This window comes from Streptomyces sp. x-19 (assembly GCF_046549115.1).
In the GTDB taxonomy this organism is placed as follows: Bacteria; Actinomycetota; Actinomycetes; order Streptomycetales; family Streptomycetaceae; genus Streptomyces; species Streptomyces albulus_C.
Genome location: NZ_JAJPWK010000037.1, coordinates 25,191 through 44,782 on the forward strand (window position 1 = coordinate 25,191; position 19,592 = coordinate 44,782).

Genomic DNA, 19,592 nt, shown 5'->3' on the forward strand with positions numbered 1-19,592 from the left:
GCATCGCGGACACGCGGGCGCAGAGCCGAGGCGAAGCGAGCCGCGCCAAGCCACACCACCGGAAGCACGGGAAGAGATGTCCGCACCCAATAAGTCGTACGACCCTGTCGAGGTCGAAGCCCTGAAACCGGAAGAGATCGCCCGACGGGTCGATGAGGCGCTGGCCGCCATCGCCGCCGCGGGTGACCTCGACGCGCTCGCCCAGGCGAAGATCGCGCACGCCGGTGGCACGTCGCCGCTCGCCCTCGCCAACCGTGAGATCGGCGCCCTCCCCCCGCACGCCAAGGCGGACGCCGGCAAGCGCGTCGGCCAGGCCCGCGGCCGGGTCAACCAGGCGCTCAAGGTCCGCCAGGAAGAGCTGGAGGCGGAGCGCGACGCGCGCGTCCTGGTCGAGGAGGCGGTGGACGTCACGCTGCCGTACGACCGGGTTCCGGCCGGCGCCCGGCACCCGCTGACCACCTTCATGGAGCGGGTCGCCGACGTCTTCGTGGCCATGGGCTACGAGGTCGCCGAGGGCCCCGAGGTCGAGGCGGAGTGGTTCAACTTCGACGCCCTGAACTTCGTGCCGGACCACCCGGCGCGCCAGATGCAGGACACCTTCTTCGTCCGGGGCAACGGCACCGAGGGCGACGAGTCCGGCGTGGTGCTGCGCACCCACACCTCGCCGGTGCAGGCCCGCACGCTGGTCGACCGCGAGCCGCCGGTGTACGTCGTCTGCCCGGGGCGGGTCTACCGCACCGACGAGCTGGACGCCACGCACTCGCCGGTCTTCCACCAGATCGAGCTGCTCGCCGTCGACGAGGGCCTGACCATGGCGGACCTCAAGGGCACCCTGGACCACATGGTCCAGGCGCTGTTCGGTCCGGACATGAAGACCCGGCTGCGGCCGAACTACTTCCCGTTCACCGAGCCGTCCGCCGAGATGGACATGGTCTGCTACGTCTGCCGCGGCGCGTCCGTGGGCGACCCGGACCGGCCCTGCCGCACCTGCTCCAGCGAGGGCTGGATCGAGCTGGGCGGCTGCGGGATGGTCAACCCCAAGGTGCTGATCGCCTGCGGCGTCGACCCGGAGAAGTACAGCGGCTTCGCCTTCGGGTTCGGAATCGACCGGATGCTGATGTTCCGGCACAACGTGGAAGACATGCGCGACATGTTCGAGGGCGACGTCCGGTTCACCCGGCCGTTCGGGATGGAGATCTGATGCGGGTCCCGCTTTCTTGGCTGCGGGAGTACGTCGACCTGCCGGCGACGACGACCGGCCGCGAACTGCAGGAGAAGCTGGTCGAGGTCGGCCTGGAGGTCGAGACCGTCGAGCGGCTCGGCGAGGGTCTCACGGGCCCGCTGGTCGTCGGTCAGGTGCTCACCATCGAGGAGCTGGACGGCTTCAAGAAGCCGATCCGTTTCTGCACGGTGGACGTCGGCCAGGCCAACGGCACCGGTGAGCCGCAGGAGATCGTCTGCGGTGCGCGGAACTTCTCCGTCGGCGACAAGGTCGTGGTCGTCCTTCCCGGTGCCGTGCTGCCCGGCGACTTCAAGATCGCCGCCCGCAAGACGTACGGCAAGAAGTCGCACGGCATGATCTGCTCCGGCGACGAGCTGGGCATGGGCGACGACGGCACGCACGGCATCATCGTGCTGCCGCCGGAGTACGAGGTCGGCACCGACGCGATCGAGCTGCTGGAGCTCCGCGACGAGGTGCTGGACATCGCCGTCACCCCGGACCGCGGCTACTGCCTGTCGATGCGCGGCGTGGCCCGCGAGGCGGCCATCGCCTTCGGGCTGCCGCTGCGCGACCCGGCGCTGCTGGACGTGCCGCCGCCGAACGCCGGCGGCTACCCGGTCCAGGTCGGCGACCCGATCGGCTGCGACCGCTTCACCGCGCGCACGGTGACCGGCCTGGAGCCGGAGGCCCGCAGCCCGATCTGGCTCCAGCGCCGGCTGCAGAAGGCCGGGATGCGGCCGGTCTCGCTCGCCGTGGACGTCACCAACTACGTGATGTTGGAGCTGGGCCAGCCGCTGCACGCCTACGACCGTTCGACCGTGGACGGCCCGATCGGCGTCCGCCGCGCCACGCCCGGCGAGGAACTGGTCACCCTGGACGGCACCAAGCGGGTGCTGGACGGCGAGGACCTGGTCATCACCGACAACCGCGGCCCGATCGGGCTGGCCGGTGTGATGGGCGGCGCCAACACCGAGATCGCCGCGCCGGTCGTCGACCCGGAGACCGGGCGGCTGAGCGGCACCACCGACGTGGTGATCGAGGCCGCGCACTTCGACGCGATCTCCATCGCCCGCACCGCCCGCCGCCACAAGCTCTCGTCGGAGGCCGCCAAGCGCTTCGAGCGCGGGGTGGACCCGGAGGCGGCGTCCGCGGCCGCGCAGCGGACCGTGGACCTGCTGGTACTGCTCGCCGGCGGCACCGCGGAGGAGGGCGTCACCGAGGTCGTCTCGCCGCGTGGGCCGCGGACGATCACCATCCCGGCGCACCACCCGGACAAGGTGGCCGGCGTGACGTACGGCCGGGAGACCGTCGTCCGCCGCCTCCAGCAGGTGGGCTGCGACGTCTACGGGCAGGACGAGCTGGTGGTCACCGTGCCGTCCTGGCGCCCCGACCTCAGCGAGCCGAACGACCTGGCCGAGGAAGTCATCCGGCTGGAGGGCTACGAGAACCTGCCGTCCACGCTGCCGCTGCCGCCCGCCGGCCGTGGGCTGACGGAGCGTCAGCGCCTGCACCGCCGGGTCGGCCGGGTGCTGGCCGGCGCCGGCTACGTCGAGGCCCTGAACTACCCGTTCACCGGTCAGGCGGTGCTGGACCAGCTCGGCATCGAGGCGGACGACCCGCGGCGGGACGCGGTCACCCTGGTGAACCCGCTGTCCGACGAGGAACCGGACCTGCGCACCACCCTGATCCCCGGGCTGCTGGGCGCGCTGCGCCGCAACTACGGGCGGGGCAACCACGACGTGGCCCTCTTCGAGACCGGCCCGGTGTTCCGGGCGACCGGTCAGGAGCGGCCGGCGCGCCGCCTGGTGGTGGACCGCCGGCCGACCGATGACGAGATCGCGTCGCTGGACGCCTCGCTGCCGCAGCAGCCGCGCCGGGCCGCCGTGGTCCTGGCCGGCGCCCGCGAGCAGGCCGGCTGGTGGGGATCGGGCTACCCGGCCGGATGGGCCGACACCATCGAGGCGGGCCGGCGGGTCGCGCGCGAGGCCGGCGTCGAGCTGATCGTCCGTCAGGACCAGCACGCCCCGTGGCACCCGGGCCGGTGCGCGGCGCTGCTCGCCCTGGTCGACGGCGAGGAGGTGCTCGTCGGCAACGCCGGTGAGCTGCACCCGCGCGTCGTCAAGACGCTGGGCCTGCCGGAGCGCACCAGCGCGATGGAGATCGACCTGGACCGCCTGGAGCGGGCCGCGGCCGGTGCGCTGAAGGCGCCGCGGATCTCCACGTTCCCGGTCGCCACGCAGGACGTCGCGCTGATCGTCGACGCCTCGGTGGCGGCGGCGGACGTCGAGGCCGCCCTCCGCGACGGTGCCGGCGAACTGCTGGAGTCGGTGCGGCTGTTCGACGTCTTCACCGGTGAGCAGGTGGGCGCCGGCAAGAAGTCGCTGGCCTACGCACTGCGGTTCCGGGCGGACGACCGCACGCTGACCGCCGAGGAGGCCACCACGGCCCGGGACGCGGCGGTCGCCGTCGCGGTCGAGCGGGTGGGCGCGGTCCTGCGCGGCTGACGCCCCGGCCCCGTGCCCCGTACGGGCCCCCGTCCACGCTGGTGGGCGGGGGCCCGTACGCGTGCCGCGGGCAGCCGTCACCTGCGCGTCGCCCGGTCGCCCCCGTTCCGCCCCGTTCGTCCGCGGCCGGTTCACACGGGGTGCGAACTCCCCCTGATTACGCTGGACTTACGGAGTCCGTACGTCCCTGGGGGCGAGGCATGGAGCCCAACACGCTGCTCGACGCGATCCTGGACGAGGCCGGCATCTCCCACGCCGGGCTCGCGGCGCGGGTCAACCACCTCGGGCGGCAGCGCGGGCTGGCGCTGCGCTACGAGCACACCGCCGTCGCGCGATGGCTCAAGGGGCAGCGGCCGCGCGGGCAGGTCCCGGACCTGATCTGCGAGATCCTCGGCGAGCGGCTGCACCGGCCGGTGGGGCTGGCCGACATCGGGTTCAGCGGGCCGGGCACGGGCCAGGCTCCGGGCACCCCGCTGTCGGGGTTCGTCGAGCGGGCCACCGCGCTGTGGCGGTCCGACGAGCAGCAGCGGCCGCACGTGGTCGCGGCGCCCGCGCTCACCGGGACGTCGGCGATCATCCCCGTGTGGGAGTGGGAGAACCCGCCGGAGGACTTCGACGTCTCGCGCGACGGGGTGGCCCGGGTCGGGATGGCCGACATCGAGATGCTCCGGGCCGCGCGGACCCACTACGAGCAGCTGTACCGGAAGGCGGGTGGTATCGCTACCAGAGCACGCATCGTCGGATTCCTCAACACCGAGGCGGCGCCGCTGCTGCGGGGCAGTTACAGCGATGCGACGGGGCGTCAGCTGCACCGGGCGACCGGTGGGCTGGTGGCCGTCGCGGGCATCTGCGCGTACGACTCGGACGCTCTCGGGCTGGCCCAGCGCTACTTCCATCAGGCGCTGCGGCTGGCGAAGGCCAGCGGGGACCGCGGGCTCGGCGCGTACATCATCGCGCTGTTGGTCAACCAGTCCCTCTTCGTACGGGAACACCGCCAGGCCGTCGCCTTCGCGGAGGCGGCCCTGCGCGCCGCGGGCGGACAGCTCACCCCGGCGCTCTCGGCCGACCTGCACGCCATGCAGGCCAAGGCGTACGCGCGGCTCGGCGACGGCGCCGGCGCACTGGACTGCATCCGGCGGGCCGAGGCGGCGGCGGAGCGGATCCGCCCCGGGATGGAGCCCGCCGAGACGGGCTACGTGCAGCCGGGCCTGGTGAACGTACAAGTGGCGGAGGCGCTGCTCAGCCTCGGGGACCTGCGGGCCGCCCGGGAGCAGGCGGACGCCGCCGTGGACACCCCCGCACACGACCGCGGCCGGGTGCACCGGCTGGCCATGCTCACCCACATCGAGCTGCGCCAAGGGGACGCGGACCGGGCCGTGGCCAACGCCGCGGAGATGACGGAGCAGGTTCGGGGCATGGAGTCGCAGCGCCTGCGGGACCGGCTGCGAGCGGTGCGCGAGCATCTGGCGGAGACCGGGAGCTCCGCGACGGACGAGGCTGCCGATCTCATCGACGAGGTGCTGCGCGTTCCGCTGTGACCGGGCTCGTGTCACCTTGCCGGCCCAACACCGGAAGGTGGCAGTTACGTGCGTTGGAACAACCTCAGCGAAAAGCCCGTCTACGCGAATCCCTGGTTCCGGGTCAACCTGGCCGACGTGGCGCTGCCCGACGGCCGTCACCTGGATCACTTCCTGATCCGGATGCGGCCGGTCGCGGTGGCCACCACGGTCAACGAGGCCAATGAGGTGCTGCTGCTGTGGCGGCACCGGTTCATCACCGACAGCTGGGGCTGGGAGCTGGCCGCCGGCGTCGTGGAGGACGGGGAGGATCCGGCCGGCGCGGCCGCGCGCGAGATGGAGGAGGAGACCGGGTGGCGCCCCGGGCCGCTCCACCACCTCCTCACGGTGGAGCCGTCCAACGGCCTCACCGATGCGCGGCACCACATCTACTGGTCCGACCGTGCCGAGTACCTCGGCGCCCCGGAGGACGACTTCGAGTCGGACCGGCGCGAGTGGGTCGACCTCAAGCTGGTGCCCGACATGGTGCTCAGGGGGGAGGTGCCGGCCGCCAACATGGCCGCGGCGCTGCTGATGCTGCACCACATCCGACTCGGCTGAGGCCGCCCGGAGTCAGCGTCCGGAGAGCTGCCACACGGTGGCCGCCAGCGCGGCGAGCCCGGTGAGTGCGACGAGCGAGGGCAGTGGCCAGCGGCGGCTCTCCAACCGCGTGACGCGGGCTTGCAGTTCGTCCGCGTCACGCGTGTTCTGCTCGCAGCGCTCGGCCTGCAACCTGAGTTGACCGTCGACGGTCGCGGTGCGCACGTCGAGTAGGCGTCTGAGCTCCGCTAAGTCGGCGGTGATCGGATCGGGGTCCCGGTGGGCGGTCACGTTCCGCTCCTCTTTCCTTCTCCTGGTGGCGGTCGGGGGATTACCGGCACCAGTCAACTGTGCTGCGGTGGAAGGCGGGAGCGTGTGCGGAGGGCGGATACGGGTCAGCGGTTCACACCCCGTGCGAAGTGACGCACGGTGAGCATTTCGCACGGGGTGCGAAGCGGGCGCACGGAGATGGCGCATTCACACACTGTCATCAACGGCCGGAAGGAGGTTCACTCTTAGGCACGGGGGCCGAAGCCGGCGGTCGGGCGCCCGCCGGCCGGATCCGCCCGCCGAACCATCCCCCGAGCGGCGGGCGGACGGCCCCCGTACCTCCGTCTGTGGAGCGGCAGATCGTCGGCCTGGTGCAGGAGGTCGACGGCGGCTTGGGCGTCCCCGTCGTCCGCCGTGGAGCGGACCAGAGGGCCCGGCGCAATGGCCGAATTCCTATGTCAGGTTCTCCGTCCCGCACTTGATGGGTAGTTACCCTCCGGTCAATGCGTGACCGGCCATCCATTCGTGATCGATCCGTGAGCGAGGCGATCCACTTTTTGATGCAGATGTGATCGATGGTGGGGGTCGGTGGAACAGGGGGGCGGATGGGTCGGGACGGGAACGTGGTCGGCGGCGAGGCGCAGCTCAACGGCCCCGTCATCCAGGCGGGAGAGGTGACCGGCGGCATCCACCTTCATGGCGCCGGGCGACAGCCGACCCTTCCGGTGCCACGCCAACTCCCGCCCCTCACGGCCCATTTCATGGGCCGCTCCGACGACCTGGCGGCCCTGGACGACCTGCGCTCCCGGCACACAGGACACTCAGCGCCGCTGATAGTGGTCAGCGGTCCCGCCGGCGTCGGGAAGACGGCGTTGGTGACGCGGTGGCTGCGCGACACCGACGAGGCGTATCCGGACGGCCACCTTTACGCCGACCTGCGCGGGCACTCCCCCGAGGGGCCCGCCGAGCCCGGTGAGATCCTCGGCCAGTTCTTACGGGCCCTCGGAGTGGGCCCGGTCCCGGCCGGGCTGGCCGAACAAGCCGCGCTCTGGCGCTCGGTCACGGCGAACCTCCGGATCGGCATAGTGATCGACAACGTTCTGTCCGCGGCCCAGGTCCGGCCCCTCCTCCCCGGCGGCAGATCCGGCCTCACCGTCGTGACCAGCAGAAACCGGCTGACCGGGCTGGGCGTGGACGGCGCTCGGGTGTACCACCTGGGCGTCTTGGACCCGGCAGCGGCCGAGGAACTCCTGTCGCGTGGAGTGGGTCGGGAACGGGTGCAGAACGAGGCCGCGGCGGCTCGCGAGGTGGTTCTGCTGTGCGCCGGCCTCCCGCTGGCCGTATGCCTGGCCTCCGCGCGTCTCGCAGCGCGGCCCAAGCAGCCGCTGCGCGCCCTGGTGGACGCGCTCGCCGAGGACCGCGATCGCCTGGAGGAGCTGACAGTGGAAGGGGAGAAGGCGGTACGCAGCGGACTGGACGGCTCGTACGCGGTCCTGGCGGAGGGTGCCGCGCGGCTGTACCGGCGGTGGGGCCTGCTGCCGGTGCGGGTATTCGAAGTACGCAGCGCGGCGGCGGTCTGCGGGGTGCCCATGCGGGTGGCCGAGCGGCTGATCGACGCGCTGCTCGAGGCCAATCTGATCGAGGAGTCCGGGCCCGACGCCTATCGCTTCCATGATCTGGTGCGGCTCCATGCACGTGAGCGCGGCCTCCTGGACGAGACGGACGACGGCCGCAGCGAGACCCTGCGCCGGGCGTGCGACTGGTACCTGGCGACGGCCACCGAGGCTCAACGGCTGCTCACGCCCATTCAGCTCACCCTGCGGCGGGACTTCGTCTTCCGCCCCGACGGTCTCCCGCTCCCGTTCGACGGCGAGACGGGGGCGCTGGAGTGGTTGGCCGTGCACCGGCTGGACCTGCTGGAAGCCGTCCGCACCGCGACCGGACAGGGCTGGTACGACACGGGCTGGCAGATCGTCGACGCGATGTGGCCGCTGTTCTTGCGGTTGAGGCACTACGGCCTGTGGATCGAGGCCCACGAACTGGGGCTCGCCGCCGCGGAACGCGCCGGTGACCGGGCAGCGGAGCGCCAGATGCTCAACTCCGGCGCCATCGGCTTCACCAGCGCGCATCGCATCGACGACGCCGTCGACTGGTACCACCGGTCCCTGGCAGCCGCGCGCGAGGCCGGCGACGTGCGAGACGAAGGACAGGCGCTGCACGGTCTGGGCACCTGCCATCGCGAGGCGGGCCGCACCGGACAGGCCGTCTCGTACCTCTCCCAGGCCATCACGGCGTGGGAGGGCTGCGGCTATCAGCGCGGTGCCGCGCTGTCCCGGATCATCGTCGGTGAGATCGCCTTGGAGGGCGACGACATCGACCGCGCCGTCGACTGCTTTTCCCAGGCGCACACCTTGCTGACCGAGGTACGGGACCCGTACGACGCGGCGCGGGCGCTGGCCTTCCTCGGCTACGCGCACACACTGGCCGCAAGCCCGAGGAAGCGCGCCGCGGACGTCGGGGCCGACGGCTACGAGCGAGGCATCGGCGAACTCCGGGAGGCGCTGGCCGTATTCGAGGCGTCGGGAGCGACTCACTGGCGGGCCAGGGCCTTGGAACTGCTCGGCCGGAGCGCCCAGCACCATGGTGAGAGGGATGCCGCCCGGGAGTTCTACGAGCGTTCCCGGGCGGCTCATCTGCCGCACAGCCCTGACGAGGCGGCGCGGCTGGCGGGGCGGTTGGGCGAACTGGGCGGGTGAAGTTGCTGGGGGCGGACACTCCCCAGGGGCGCTCGAACAGAACCCGTAGGGGGCACGAGCACCCCCTACGGGTCCACAACGCGGCGGGCAGCGGCGGTCTTCCCGTTGCCCGGCGCCTGATCGACTCGATGGTGCCCGGTACGTGGCGGACCCTCAGACCGTGGACGTAACGCGCGTCAGGACGACCATCGACGCCAGCCTGCCCCATGGTTGCCCCGCTGCCGCCCAGCCGTACAGGCAAGAGGCGAGCAACGCCCGGTCCGTGGCCGTGGGCGGGCTTCCGCACCAGGACGGCGCGGGCACCAGGTACGGTCGCACCTGACCTCGGCTGCCCCGGCGCTCCGCCACCACCCAGCCCCCGTCCTCCAGGGGCAGCGTGGCGAGCCGGCAGCCGACCCGGTCGGCGAGTACGTCGGCCACCCAGCGCAGGGCGTGGTCACGTGGCCGGGGGACACTGCCGTGCAGCAGGTCGGCGCACCCGAGCCAGCGTTCCTCGGCGCAGAGGTCGATATCGACCGCGAAGTGGTCGTGCAGGCCGTACAGCCGGCCCGCGTCGACGCGTTCGTCGGCGATCTCGGCTGTCCCGTCGCCCGGTGCCTGGACCAAACACCCGCCTTCCCTCACGGCCTCCACCACATACGCGCCCCCCGGCGTGCCGAGGACCATCCGTAGCGTCGGCCCCCCGGTGCCGGGCAGGGCCCACCGGTCGCCCGCTGCCACGGCCGGCTCGACGCTCACCAGCCGGCCGCCGCGCCGCAGCCACCGGGGCGCATCGGACGTGACCGCCGTCATGCCGGCACCTCCGACTCTCCTGCGTGCCAGGTGTCCCCGTCATCCCGCGCCACCCAGGTCTGCAGCGCCGACGGAAGCGGCAGGCGTCGGGTGAGGGCGGGAAACGCGGGCTGGCCGAGGCCCAGGACGCGGTACAGCAGTCGCCGCATATTCCGGCTGAACCGGCCGGGTTCGGAGGTGATGCGCGCAGCAATGGCGGCGTAGTCCGGCCGTCGGTATTCGGCCGCGGCGTAGTCCAACTGCTCCAGCAGCCCATGGGCGGGCGACAGCGTCGGTGCGGTCAGGGCGAGCGTGGCGGCCGGCGAGGCGGGGTTGATCTCCCGTTCCGGTGACGCCGCCAGCAGGATCGGTGCGTGGGTGAGCGTGCCGTAGAGAGTGACCGAGCCGTGGTCCCCGATGATGCCGTCGGCCGCGATCAGGACCGCGCGCCAGTCCGCCTCGGGCGGCACCACCGCGATGCCCCGCGTCCGGCACTGCGCCAGCCAGGCGCGTACCTGCCAGGCACCGTGCCCGGACCACACATTGGGGTGGACGAGGATGGCCACCCGTACCGAGTCGTCGTCCAACTCGGTCAGGAGCCGGGGCAACAGCGTCTCGAACGAGCCGAAGGACGAATGCGGACCCCAGGTGGAGACCACGCCGATCAGCCGCTCCCGGGCGCCGATGCCGAGCGCCCTACGGTAGGCATCGCGCTCCGGCAGGCTGATCGCCATCCGGTCATGCGCCGGATCGCCGGCCACGACCGCCACGGGAAGGGCCGCTGGGCAGTGGCGTGCCAGTTCGCCCGCATCGTCCTCGTGGGGCAGTACGACGGCGGCGGGCAGCGCCCTGCCGTCCGGGACGATGTCTCGCCGGGACAGTCCCGCCACCCACTGCTTGCCCGAAGGCCCCACCCGCTTGAGGTAGTTGGCGCCATGAGGCAGCGTGATCAGCGGGCCCCGGATCTCCTCCACCCCGCGCGGACCGGCGGCCAGTACGAGATCGAACTCCATCCGCACCGCTTCCTGCCAGGCGAGCTGCACAGTGCCCAGCCGGCTGAGCAACTGCGCCACCCCGTCGCTGAACTCATGCGGTGGCGCGGTGAACATCACCTGGACGCGGAAGTCCGACTCCAGCAGCGAGAACACCTCCTGCAGCCGCTTCCCGTAGGGCACGGTGTGCACGATGACCAGGACGCGTTTGCGGCCGACCAGCGTCAGCCACTCGCGTTCGTACTCCGGTTTCTGGCTCTCCCGTCCCAGCCCGTAGGACGTGGTGATTGCCGACATGACATCCCCCAATGTCTGCTGTCCGCCGCCGTCGTGGTGACGGCCGCCTCCCGTTGCCCCTGCCGATCCGCGGGGGTACGGAGGAGGTGCCCGGGTGGGTGTGCCAAAGGCTTGCCGGGTGGTTGCAGAAAGCTTGCAGCGCGGGAGAAGCCGACAGGTCCTGGAGCGTTTGCGCCGGTCGGGGCGCATCGTTGGCGAAGGCGGCCAGCCGGCGGAGCGGTCCGTCAGCTCCGCCCCGTCACCGGCCCGCATCATTCTTCAGGGGCAAGGCCGACCGTCACTCCGCCGATGGAGGGGGCAGCGGAGCCACTCGCCCGCCACGCCGCCACTGGCGCTGTTCCGGGTGAACTTCCTCTGGAACAGCGCCACTTGACGGACTTCTCAAACGTCTCAGTACGAGTAGAACCCCGACCCGCTCTTGCGCCCGAGCCGGCCCGCGTCCACCATCCGCTGCAGCAGCGGGGGAGCGGCGTAGAGCGGTTCCTTGTACTCCTCGTACAGGCTGACGATGTGGGCGACTACCACCCTGACCTGCGGTTTCCGGGCTCGCTCGGGGCTTGCGGACCGTCCAGGGATTTCTCAGGGACATTCGGTTGTGGATCCTGACCCGACGACGGCTCTTCATCGAACCACGCGTCCATTGCGGCAAGGCCCCGCTTGCCCGCACCGGGCACGAAGTGAGCGTAGTGCTTCAGCGTGGTCTGCGGCGACGCGTGCCCGAGCCACTCCGACACGCTCACGATCGACTCGCCCGCCTCAAGCTGGGTGCTCGCGTACGTGTGCCGGAGGACGTGGAACATGTCCGCGCGGGAGAGCTCGTAGACGGGGTACCGACGGGTGCGGCGTCCGCACGTCGCGACCTTCTCGCCGACCAACTTCAGGACTCCGGCCGCCGCGAGCGCCGGCCGCCAGCTCTGCTTGTTCCACGTCGAGTAGTTGATCCGATTGCCCTGCGAGGTGCTCAGGACCAGCCGGACGGTGATCGGTTTGCGCTGCCGCGCCTCCAGCTCGGTCGCCGGTGGCTCGGGATTGCGCCACGGGAGTGTGCAGGCGACCGGGGGGAAGCGACGCAGATGGCTCTGGACACGCTTGGCGAGGTTGGGGGAGAGGGGGACGGTCCGCGTTTTGCCACCCTTCGGCAGGCAGAAGTACGGCCTTCCCCTGGAGTCCCACCGTAGCTGCCGGCGGATGTGCACGACGCCGGCATCGAAGTCGAAGTCCTCCTCGCCGAGGCCGAACGCTTCGCCCTGCCGCGGGCCGGCACCCACGCCGAGGTCCACCGCGATGCGGTACCGCTCCTGAAGACCCGCTCGGACGGCCTCCACGGTTGCCCTGGCCCACGCCTTGGCCTTCGTCTTCGCGGGCTTGGGTGCCTTGACCGTCCGGCGAGCCTTGCAGGGGTTCTTGACCAGGCGGCCGTCTTCGACGGCGGCTTCGAGGATGGTGGAGAGGTGGATCCAGATCACTTGGGCCGTGGATGCCTCGACGCGCGTGAGCAGCTGGGCCTTCCAGGTGCGCAGCGCGGCAGCGTCGATGTCCCGGAGCGCAGTCTCGCCCAGGAACGGGATGATGTGGTTCCAGATCTTGCTGCGCATGGGGGCGGCGGTCGACGGTTCGTCTGACCGGCTCGGCCACCAGTGCTTCTCGATGTACTCGGTGAGGGGAATCGCCCCGTCGCGAGGGTCGACGAACTCGCCACGTTTGGCGTCGGTCTGCGTGTTCGCGAGCCACTGCTTCGCGTCCTCGCTCGTGTCGAACGAGCGGTCTCGGACGCCCGGGATGCCCTTCACTCGGTAGCGTTTTCCGTTGCCCCACAGGGCAGTTCGTTCCCGCTTGCCGGTGTCCTTGTTGGGCTTCTTCTTGAGCCAGCGATCTTCTATGTACCCCGCCAAGGGAAACTGCTCCTACGAACTCAACTGGATATGTGTGGGGAGACGATGGGTAATCGTGCGCCAAGGGCCCGGAAGATCGGTGGCCCTAACTTCGTTCGGGCTGCGGGAAGCCTTTTAAGGAGTGCGTACTGCGCGCTTCATCGGCTTCTGGCCGAGGGGACTGAGGGCAGGGTTGGAACGTGAATCCGTCTGCTCCTGCGCTATGACCCACTCATTGAGCGTCGAGATCCTGTACATGACGCGGCCTCCCATGCGGAAGCTCGGCGGCCCCTGCCGCCGGTGACGCCAGACGTACAACGTGTTCGGTGAAATGCCGAGGTATTCTGCTGCCTTGGTCAGATTCAAGAACGCGGCTTCGTGCGTTGAAGTGGTCTGATCGTGCATCTCCGGTCTCCAAGGTGAGAAGTGCCTATGCGCTCACTATCCAGAGGAGTTCGAACTTGGTGAGACCGGAGGATTCTGGTAGGGGCCTAATGGAGACCTCCGGCGGTGAGGAGGTGTAGCTGTTGCACTTGGGCGTAGAAGTCCATGGCGCTGGTTCTTCCCTACGTAGAGCGGCGGTTTTGCCGACACCCGTACGTTGGCATGGCGTCCGAGCAAGTCTCCAGTCGTGGGCGTCTGCCATAGGCGAACTGGCGGGAGGCAAAATCCGGCGTATGGGCAGGTCATCAGCTCTATTACAAGGTCACGAGGTACGACCTGCACCGGCACCTCGGCCACGCGCCAGCCGCAGACGGCAGGCCGTTGCCGACGCGGCGTGAACCGCACCCGGCCGCCGCACTTCCTGGAGTGCGACGGCCGGGTCTGTGAGGGCGCCACGCGGTCGCGCATCATGACCGCGGCCGACATCAGCCTGATCGGGTCGGTACATCGTGGCGTAATCAAGAAGCTGTTGACTATGCGGCCGGGGCAGTCGCCGGGCGGGCCCGCGGTAGCGGTGTCGATGTCGGCGCTCCCGATCGGTGTGTAGCGCGTCTAAGAGGCGCCTCCAGGGGCGGGGAGTGGCCCGTGTGGGACGAGGTCCTCGACTTGGGCTTCGGAGAAGCGGCAGGGGTTTGCCGGGTTCGTCAGGAAGGGGTCACCCCAGTGACGTTCGAGGCGCTGTCCGAGCACGTAGATGATCTTTCGGCACAGAGGTGCGGGGCAGCGTAGGGCCAGGAGGGTGCCGGTGTGCTGGTCTCGGATGATCTCGTTCATGAGCTTTCGCGATGATGCGGCGGCGCCCCGGCCGGAGGGTTTCCGGTGGGGCGCCGTTGCTGTGTGGGGGTCAGGTGAGCTTGATGTGCCAGGGGCCGCGGGTGAGGACTGTCCGGCGGGGGTTGATCAGCACGCGGGCGCCGCGCACGGGTAGTTCGCCGTGGGTGAGCCAGTAGGCGCGGACGTCGTCGAGCAGGTCCCACAGGCGGCGGGGGCCGGTCTGGTGGACGGTGGGACGGTCGGTGCCCTGGGCGGTGGCGCGGGCCCATGAGCCGTCCTCGTGCGCCATGAGCGCGGTGCGCCGTTCTCCGGCCTGGTGGTAGCGGTGAACGATGCCGGGGGCGGTCAGGCTGAGCATGGAATCGAGGTCCCACGCCTGAGCGACGTCCACGACGGGGTATGGGCCCGTGGTGACGTCGTCGCCGTCCTGCTGCTCTGCGGCGGCGAGCAGGGTGTCAAGGCCGGGTGTGGGCGGGTAGTCCGGGCCCTGGCGGGTCTGCATGAAGCCTGCGCGGTCCCACTCCACGCGGCCCGTCGCGGTGCCGTCGGGGTTCTTCTCTGCGGTGACGAGTAGGGAGGTGCCCGCGATGGTGGTCACGAGTCGGCCGCCGACGCACAGGGCGTCGAGCCAGCTTGCGGGGATGCGAGGCACGGAGACGAGGGAGACGAGTCGATCTACGGACCCGGGGGTGACCGGTAGAGGGCCGGCGGCGTCGACGGTCTCGACGCGTGGGTGCAGGCCGGCCTCGTTGAGGTGGTCGCGTGCGGACTCGACGAGGTAGGGGTCGACGTCCACACTGGTGACCTGCTCGGGGGCGGCGAGGTAGCGGCAGGCCAGGGCGGTGCCGTATCCGGTGCCGGTGCCGATGTAGAGCAGGGAGTCGGCCGGGTCGAGGTAGGCGTGCCGGTGCATGGTGATGACCAGGCTCGGCAGGGTCGAGGACGACGTCGGCCGGCCGTGCGCGTGGTCGTGAGGTTGGGCGTGGTCGGCGTGGTGCGGGCCGACGCGGGTGACGAGGGACGTGTCGGCGTAGGTGGCGCGCAGCCGCGCGTCGGTGTCGGCCGGCGAGTGCAGCGACCATCCGTCGTTGGCGCGCTCCCACCAGTGGGGGACGAAGAGGTGCCGGGGGGTCGTGGCGAGGGGCTCGCGCCATCGTGACGCGCGGTGCGTCACTTTCTGGGCGAGGGCCTCCGCGAGGGATTGCCAGGTCACGCGCTGGCCTCCAGGACGGTTGCGGTGTGGGCGGTCAGGGCGGGGGCGGGTACGAGGTCATCGTCGAATGCCGGCTCGCACGCCTCGGTGTTGGCGGGGTCGCAATCGCTGGAGTCGTCAGGCGGGCAGGCGGCCCGGGGCGCGGGGATGGTGGCAGTGATCTCGGCCCATCGGCCGCCGTTCAGGATCTCGGCGAGGGGCTGCAGCCGCACGTTCCCAGCGGGCAGGAAGCGGCTGAGGATGCACCCGGCCACCTCGCCATCGGGGGAGATGGACACCCGCTGCCGGAAGCACCGGCCGCACAGCTCGGTCGTGCTGGGCAGGCCGTCGGCGGGGTCGGCGGCGCGGCCAACCTTGCGCATACGGTCGGTGTGGATCACCCGCACGCCGAGGCGGCGCAGTTCGGCCTCGGCCTGGGCGACGCGCTGCTCGTCGAGAACCTCGACGATGCCGACGCGCAGGGGGATGCCGCGGCGCAGGGCCTCGACGATGGACGCGCGGATCCGGGCGTGACTGCCTCGGCCCTTGGTGATCTGCTCGTGCTCGTCGGCGTTGTCGCTGTAGTAACTGGTCGCCAGGCGGACGCCGTCGCGGTCTAAGGCGTTCCACAGGGTCGGGCGGACGTGGACGAGGTTCGAGTAGACCTCGACGCCGAGGCCGCGGTCGAGGGCGTGGTCGATGTACTGCGGCAGGTGGGGGCTGAGGGTCGGCTCGCCGCCGATGAACTGCACCCGGGGGATGCCGAGGTCCGCGATGTCGGTGATGGCGCGGTGCCAGTCCTCGGGGGTCATGGCGCCGGCGGGGGTTTGGGGGCTGGATTCGGTGCAGCAGTGCGAGCACCGGAGGGTGCAGGTCCCGGTGATCTCCAGCTCAACGGAGCGGATTTCACGTAAGTCGGTTGCTGCGTTCATGGTGGTCTCCTTCAGCGCTCTGGATGGGTGGTGGCTTGTACGCTCGATCTCGGCGGGCTGGCCCGGGGTCCATCTCACTCCGGGGCAGCCCGTTCTACTGGTCACGCGGTTGCGGGCGGCAACTTGGTGATGAGACGCACGACTTTGTCGAACTCGTCGAACGGTTCGAGCCCCATCTCGGCGCGCCGCTCGTCGAGGCGTTCGGGGTCTTCGACAGCGAACGCTCGAACGCCGCTTGCGTCGACAGCAAAGGCGGTTCCGTATAGCTGTGGACGGCCGGTGCGGACACGAACCCGGTCGGTCAGGAACGCTAGGTGGCGCAGGGTGGCTTCGCCGGCCTGTACGGCTTCCTGGAGGAGTTCGAGTGCCTGCTCTTGAAAGGTCGGGTCGTCGGAGTGCTGGGCGAGCCACCAGGCCGCATCGGCGCCAGCCTCGCCGGCTAGGGTGTGACCGGGCCAGCCATGTACGGCCATGACCATGCGGAGCGTTGCTGTGCCTTTGTCCTCGGCCCAGGCGAGCTGGGCGATCGACTCGACGTCGTTGCGGAGGTCCGCAACTGCCTGCGCCTCCCGGTGCTTCCGCTTGAGGTCGAGCAACGCGAGGGCGATTTCCGGATGGGTCGGTCGGGTTGTGCTCATGAGGCTTTCACCTCTGCCCACACGATTTTGCCGAACGGGCGTTCGTGAACGCCCCAGGTTGCCAGCGCGTCGACGATGAACATTCCACGGCCCCGTTGTCTCTCTACGGACTCCGGCTTGAAGCGTGGCGAGGCACGTCGGGTGTCGTGGACCTCGACGCTGACGCGGTCGGGCCCGTGGGCGAGGGCGACGAGCAGGGAGTCGCCCGGTTCCGTGCCGTATCGAATGGCGTTGGTCACGATCTCGGAGACGACGAGGGTTACGTCGTCGAGCAGTTCGCCGCCGATGTCCGACGCGTGAAAGGTGACGTACTCCCGTGTGAAGTCGCGGGCCAGTTTGGCGGAGGTCTCGACGGCGTCGAGTACGAGCCGGGGCGGGGGCGCCATGAGGGCCCACGTGTCATGTGCGAGGGTCATGGTTCGGATCACCTCCAACCCTCCGGGGCCGTCGGGGCTAGCCCAGCGGGCGGGCCGGCGAGAGGCTCGGGGGTCTTGTGTCGCTCGCAGGGGGCGGGGGCCTGGTGCGCGCAGATGAGCAGTCGCGCCTCGGGGCGTACGAACATGAAAGTGCTGCCGCTCACCAACGTGATGATGGGGGCGCCTGCGTGCAGTCGCTCGTCGAGTACCTCGGAGACCTCGCGCCATTCGTTGTCGTCGCAGACGACAACGCCGGCGACAACCCGGTGTGCGCAGGTGAAGCCGAGGAATGCGTATCCGGTCGGGGCGGGGGCGCTCACGCGGGCCCCCCTACCGGGTCGAGCGGCGCGGGTTCGCCTCCGGCCAGCAGTCGTGACAGCTCGTCGATGAGCTGCTCGGAGTCGGCGCCGGTCAGTACGAGGTACTCCTCGGTGACCTGCTGGCCGTCGGTGACTCGTAAGGGGATGAAGAAGCGGCCGGCGTTTGTGCGGCCCATCGGCCTGTTGGGTGCCCTCTCGATGCGTCGGGCGGACTGATGGCTTGAGGTCATCGTGCCCCTTTCAACTGTTTGATTTGGCAGGGGAGTTCACCACTGGCCAGACCGTAGGGGGCACACGCGAAGGCACCCCGGAAAAAATTCCGGGGTGCCTTTCTTCCGGGCTTGTGAATCAGCCAGCGAGGACGCCGACATGTGCGGCGTGATCGCGCAATTCGGCGCGGTAGGTGGGGCGTTCGCGCTTGAGGAGGTCGCGGATGGCCTCGCGTACCAAGGGGAAGAACTTGACCTCTTCGGGCGACGTCTTGCGAATACGACCGATCATGTAGAGGGTCGCATAGTCATCTTGCTTCAGCCGGTTGGCGTTCATCACCTCGACCATGTACCGGGTCCGCCGTTCGAGCGGCAGCACCGGATTGTCGTCCTCGACGGTGTCGGCGAGGCGCAGTGCCTCGGTTGCGTCGCCTTCCTCGCCAGCGAGGTGCACCCCATGCATGGCCACGTTCGTCGGACCGAACGACGTACGCCAATCGTTGCGGTCAACGCCGGCGCGGCGAGCCACACGCTCGGCGTCGTGCAACAGATCCCATGCTGCCGACGGCCGGCTGTCGCGCATGGTGGCAACGGCCGCGGCAAGGTGCAACGCGCCGTGAACAGAGAGAAGTTCGGGCGATGCATCGTCGCCCGGCGTGGTTACCTCCATGGCTGACCGGGCGAGGTCTGCCGACTCGGCGACGTCACCCGAGCTGGTCAGGATCCCGGCCAGGTTCCACGCGGATGCGCCGAGCAGGATGGGGTCGCCGGACTGGTCGGCGAGCTGTAGCGCACGGTCGGCGGCCAGGCGGGAAAGCGTCTGTTCTCCCACACGGCGCAGGAACACCTGCAACAGGTGATAGAGGCTGATCACGGCCCGCGCGACTTTGGCCTCGTCGTTGGAGCTGGCGTTGCGGGAGGCATAGTGCGCTTCGGCGAGCAGGGTGGGCAACTGCGGTCCGACGACGGCGTAACGGTCGACGTCGTGCTCGTACGAATGCCATGCCTCGTCGACGCGCAGTGCCAACTCGTCTGCGGTCAGCGGGGCGCCGGGAAGGTCGGCGCCGAGGCGAGACGAGATGGTGTTCAGCGCGCGGCGGATCGCCGGCACTGATTCGTGTTCGGGCGACCCGGTCACGGCCAGAGCGATGCTGCGGCCGGTCAGTTCGGCCAACTCTCGGATGTCGAGGACGCGCGAGATTTCGAGCAGGACAGAGAGTTTGTCGACCGGGATCACACCCCGTTCGACCTTGCTTACCCAGTCTTCTGAACGGCCGATCAGGCCCCCGAGCGCGGCCTGCGAGAGCCCTTTGCGCTGGCGGTACAGCTTGATTCGGTCGCCTGTGGTGAGTTCACGCGAGTAGGTGTTCACCGGCACCCCTTATGGGTAGTGACGACGCGGGACTACTGCCAGAGTACGCGGGGCGCAAGCTCCGGGTACCGGGAACTTGGGCTGATATGGCAAGAGCGGCCGGCGGTCCCAGATGCCGAAACGCACGAATGCCCCCGCACGGCCACGAACGGCCGTGCGGGGGCGCGTTGGTTCTATCGGGCGATGGTGGCCTGCCAGACGGTCACGGCCAGGTCGACGATGCCGACCATGGCGGCGATGCTGGGGAGGCCAGCGGCGGCGTTCGACGGCGTCGAGGCGGTTGTCGAGGTCGGCGAGGCGTCGGTCGGTTTGGTCGGATCGCTGAACGACGAGTGCGAGGGCGCCGTCGACGCGGGCGAACCCGGTCTCGACTGCGCCGCGGAGCCGTTCTAGGGCGCGTATTGAGTTGTGATCAATGGCTGGTTTGAGCGAGGTCCTTGATCCAGATCATGGAGGCGCGAAGATGAAGGCCGGCGAGGTAGCTGTCTGGGGTCTTGTCGTAGCGGGTGGCGATGC

The 19,592-nt window shown here is 70.3% G+C and carries 18 protein-coding genes and 1 pseudogene; 6 read left to right on the forward strand and 13 right to left on the reverse strand.

The window, feature by feature from the left end; genetic code table 11:
* The first annotated feature begins 76 nt into the window (after positions 1-76).
* The 4 genes from pheS to ACLJT4_RS39235 all read left to right on the forward strand — a co-directional run bounded on the left by pheS (position 77) and on the right by ACLJT4_RS39235 (position 5,843).
* On the forward strand, positions 77-1,201 hold the full coding sequence (pheS, locus tag ACLJT4_RS39220) for a phenylalanine--tRNA ligase subunit alpha (RefSeq protein WP_016576623.1): 1,125 nt from the start codon (positions 77-79) through the stop codon (positions 1,199-1,201).
* On the forward strand, positions 1,201-3,726 hold the full coding sequence (gene pheT / locus ACLJT4_RS39225; protein ID WP_411129835.1) for a phenylalanine--tRNA ligase subunit beta: 2,526 nt from the start codon (positions 1,201-1,203) through the stop codon (positions 3,724-3,726). The genes pheS and pheT overlap by 1 nt, the downstream gene beginning before the upstream one ends.
* Before the next feature lie 200 nt (positions 3,727-3,926).
* Entirely contained in the window at positions 3,927-5,264 is a 1,338-nt protein-coding gene (locus ACLJT4_RS39230; protein ID WP_411129836.1) for a transcriptional regulator, read from the forward strand.
* 48 nt (positions 5,265-5,312) lie between these two features.
* On the forward strand, positions 5,313-5,843 hold the full coding sequence (locus tag ACLJT4_RS39235) for an NUDIX hydrolase (protein WP_411129837.1): 531 nt from the start codon (positions 5,313-5,315) through the stop codon (positions 5,841-5,843).
* 12 nt (positions 5,844-5,855) lie between these two features.
* Here the strand turns inward: ACLJT4_RS39235 and ACLJT4_RS39240 are convergent, their stop codons facing one another.
* Entirely contained in the window at positions 5,856-6,113 is a 258-nt protein-coding gene (locus tag ACLJT4_RS39240) for a hypothetical protein (protein ID WP_275465444.1), read from the reverse strand.
* A 584-nt stretch (positions 6,114-6,697) separates the two neighbouring features.
* Here ACLJT4_RS39240 and ACLJT4_RS39245 point away from each other — a divergent pair.
* Positions 6,698-8,848 (forward strand): tetratricopeptide repeat protein, encoded by a 2,151-nt coding sequence (locus tag ACLJT4_RS39245; RefSeq protein ID WP_411129838.1) that lies wholly within the window; start codon positions 6,698-6,700, stop codon positions 8,846-8,848.
* Positions 8,849-9,001: 153 nt separating this feature from the next.
* Here ACLJT4_RS39245 and ACLJT4_RS39250 read toward each other — a convergent pair whose 3' ends face one another.
* From ACLJT4_RS39250 to ACLJT4_RS39305, 12 genes and pseudogenes are all read right to left on the reverse strand, one after another.
* Positions 9,002-9,640: a hypothetical protein gene (locus ACLJT4_RS39250; RefSeq protein WP_411129839.1), complete on the reverse strand. Its 639-nt coding sequence runs from the start codon at positions 9,638-9,640 to the stop codon at positions 9,002-9,004.
* Positions 9,637-10,908 carry a hypothetical protein gene (locus ACLJT4_RS39255; protein ID WP_411129840.1) on the reverse strand — a complete coding sequence of 424 codons (1,272 nt, stop codon included), beginning with the start codon at positions 10,906-10,908 and terminating at the stop codon, positions 9,637-9,639. Before ACLJT4_RS39255 ends, ACLJT4_RS39250 begins: the two co-directional genes overlap by 4 nt.
* Positions 10,909-11,298: 390 nt before the next feature.
* A pseudogene (locus ACLJT4_RS39260) lies at positions 11,299-11,412 on the reverse strand (3-hydroxyacyl-CoA dehydrogenase family protein); the annotation flags it as partial.
* A 14-nt stretch (positions 11,413-11,426) separates the two neighbouring features.
* Complete coding sequence (locus tag ACLJT4_RS39265) at positions 11,427-12,800, reverse strand: tyrosine-type recombinase/integrase (RefSeq protein WP_411129841.1); 1,374 nt, start codon at positions 12,798-12,800, stop codon at positions 11,427-11,429.
* A gap of 114 nt (positions 12,801-12,914) precedes the next feature.
* A complete protein-coding gene (locus ACLJT4_RS39270; RefSeq protein WP_411129842.1) occupies positions 12,915-13,184 on the reverse strand; it encodes a helix-turn-helix transcriptional regulator in 270 nt (89 codons plus the stop codon).
* Between the two features lie 883 nt (positions 13,185-14,067).
* Entirely contained in the window at positions 14,068-15,210 is a 1,143-nt protein-coding gene (locus ACLJT4_RS39275; protein ID WP_411129843.1) for a methyltransferase domain-containing protein, read from the reverse strand.
* Positions 15,207-16,121, reverse strand: a complete 915-nt coding sequence (locus tag ACLJT4_RS39280) for a radical SAM protein (protein WP_411129844.1) — start codon at positions 16,119-16,121, stop codon at positions 15,207-15,209. Before ACLJT4_RS39280 ends, ACLJT4_RS39275 begins: the two co-directional genes overlap by 4 nt.
* Before the next feature lie 101 nt (positions 16,122-16,222).
* Positions 16,223-16,759 carry a DUF6624 domain-containing protein gene (locus ACLJT4_RS39285; protein ID WP_411129845.1) on the reverse strand — a complete coding sequence of 179 codons (537 nt, stop codon included), beginning with the start codon at positions 16,757-16,759 and terminating at the stop codon, positions 16,223-16,225.
* The gene (locus ACLJT4_RS39290) at positions 16,756-17,175 is read right to left on the reverse strand and encodes an ATP-binding protein (protein ID WP_411129846.1); all 420 of its coding nucleotides are present in this window, start codon (positions 17,173-17,175) and stop codon (positions 16,756-16,758) included. The genes ACLJT4_RS39285 and ACLJT4_RS39290 overlap by 4 nt, the downstream gene beginning before the upstream one ends.
* Before the next feature lie 8 nt (positions 17,176-17,183).
* Positions 17,184-17,495: a hypothetical protein gene (locus ACLJT4_RS39295; RefSeq protein ID WP_411129847.1), complete on the reverse strand. Its 312-nt coding sequence runs from the start codon at positions 17,493-17,495 to the stop codon at positions 17,184-17,186.
* On the reverse strand, positions 17,492-17,671 hold the full coding sequence (locus ACLJT4_RS39300) for a hypothetical protein (protein ID WP_411129848.1): 180 nt from the start codon (positions 17,669-17,671) through the stop codon (positions 17,492-17,494). The genes ACLJT4_RS39295 and ACLJT4_RS39300 overlap by 4 nt, the downstream gene beginning before the upstream one ends.
* Before the next feature lie 172 nt (positions 17,672-17,843).
* On the reverse strand, positions 17,844-19,076 hold the full coding sequence (locus ACLJT4_RS39305) for a helix-turn-helix domain-containing protein (RefSeq protein WP_411129849.1): 1,233 nt from the start codon (positions 19,074-19,076) through the stop codon (positions 17,844-17,846).
* A 228-nt stretch (positions 19,077-19,304) separates the two neighbouring features.
* On the opposite strand from ACLJT4_RS39305, the gene ACLJT4_RS39310 reads away from it, so the two are divergent.
* A complete protein-coding gene (locus ACLJT4_RS39310; RefSeq protein ID WP_411129850.1) occupies positions 19,305-19,469 on the forward strand; it encodes a hypothetical protein in 165 nt (54 codons plus the stop codon).
* Positions 19,470-19,592: the final 123 nt, after the last annotated feature.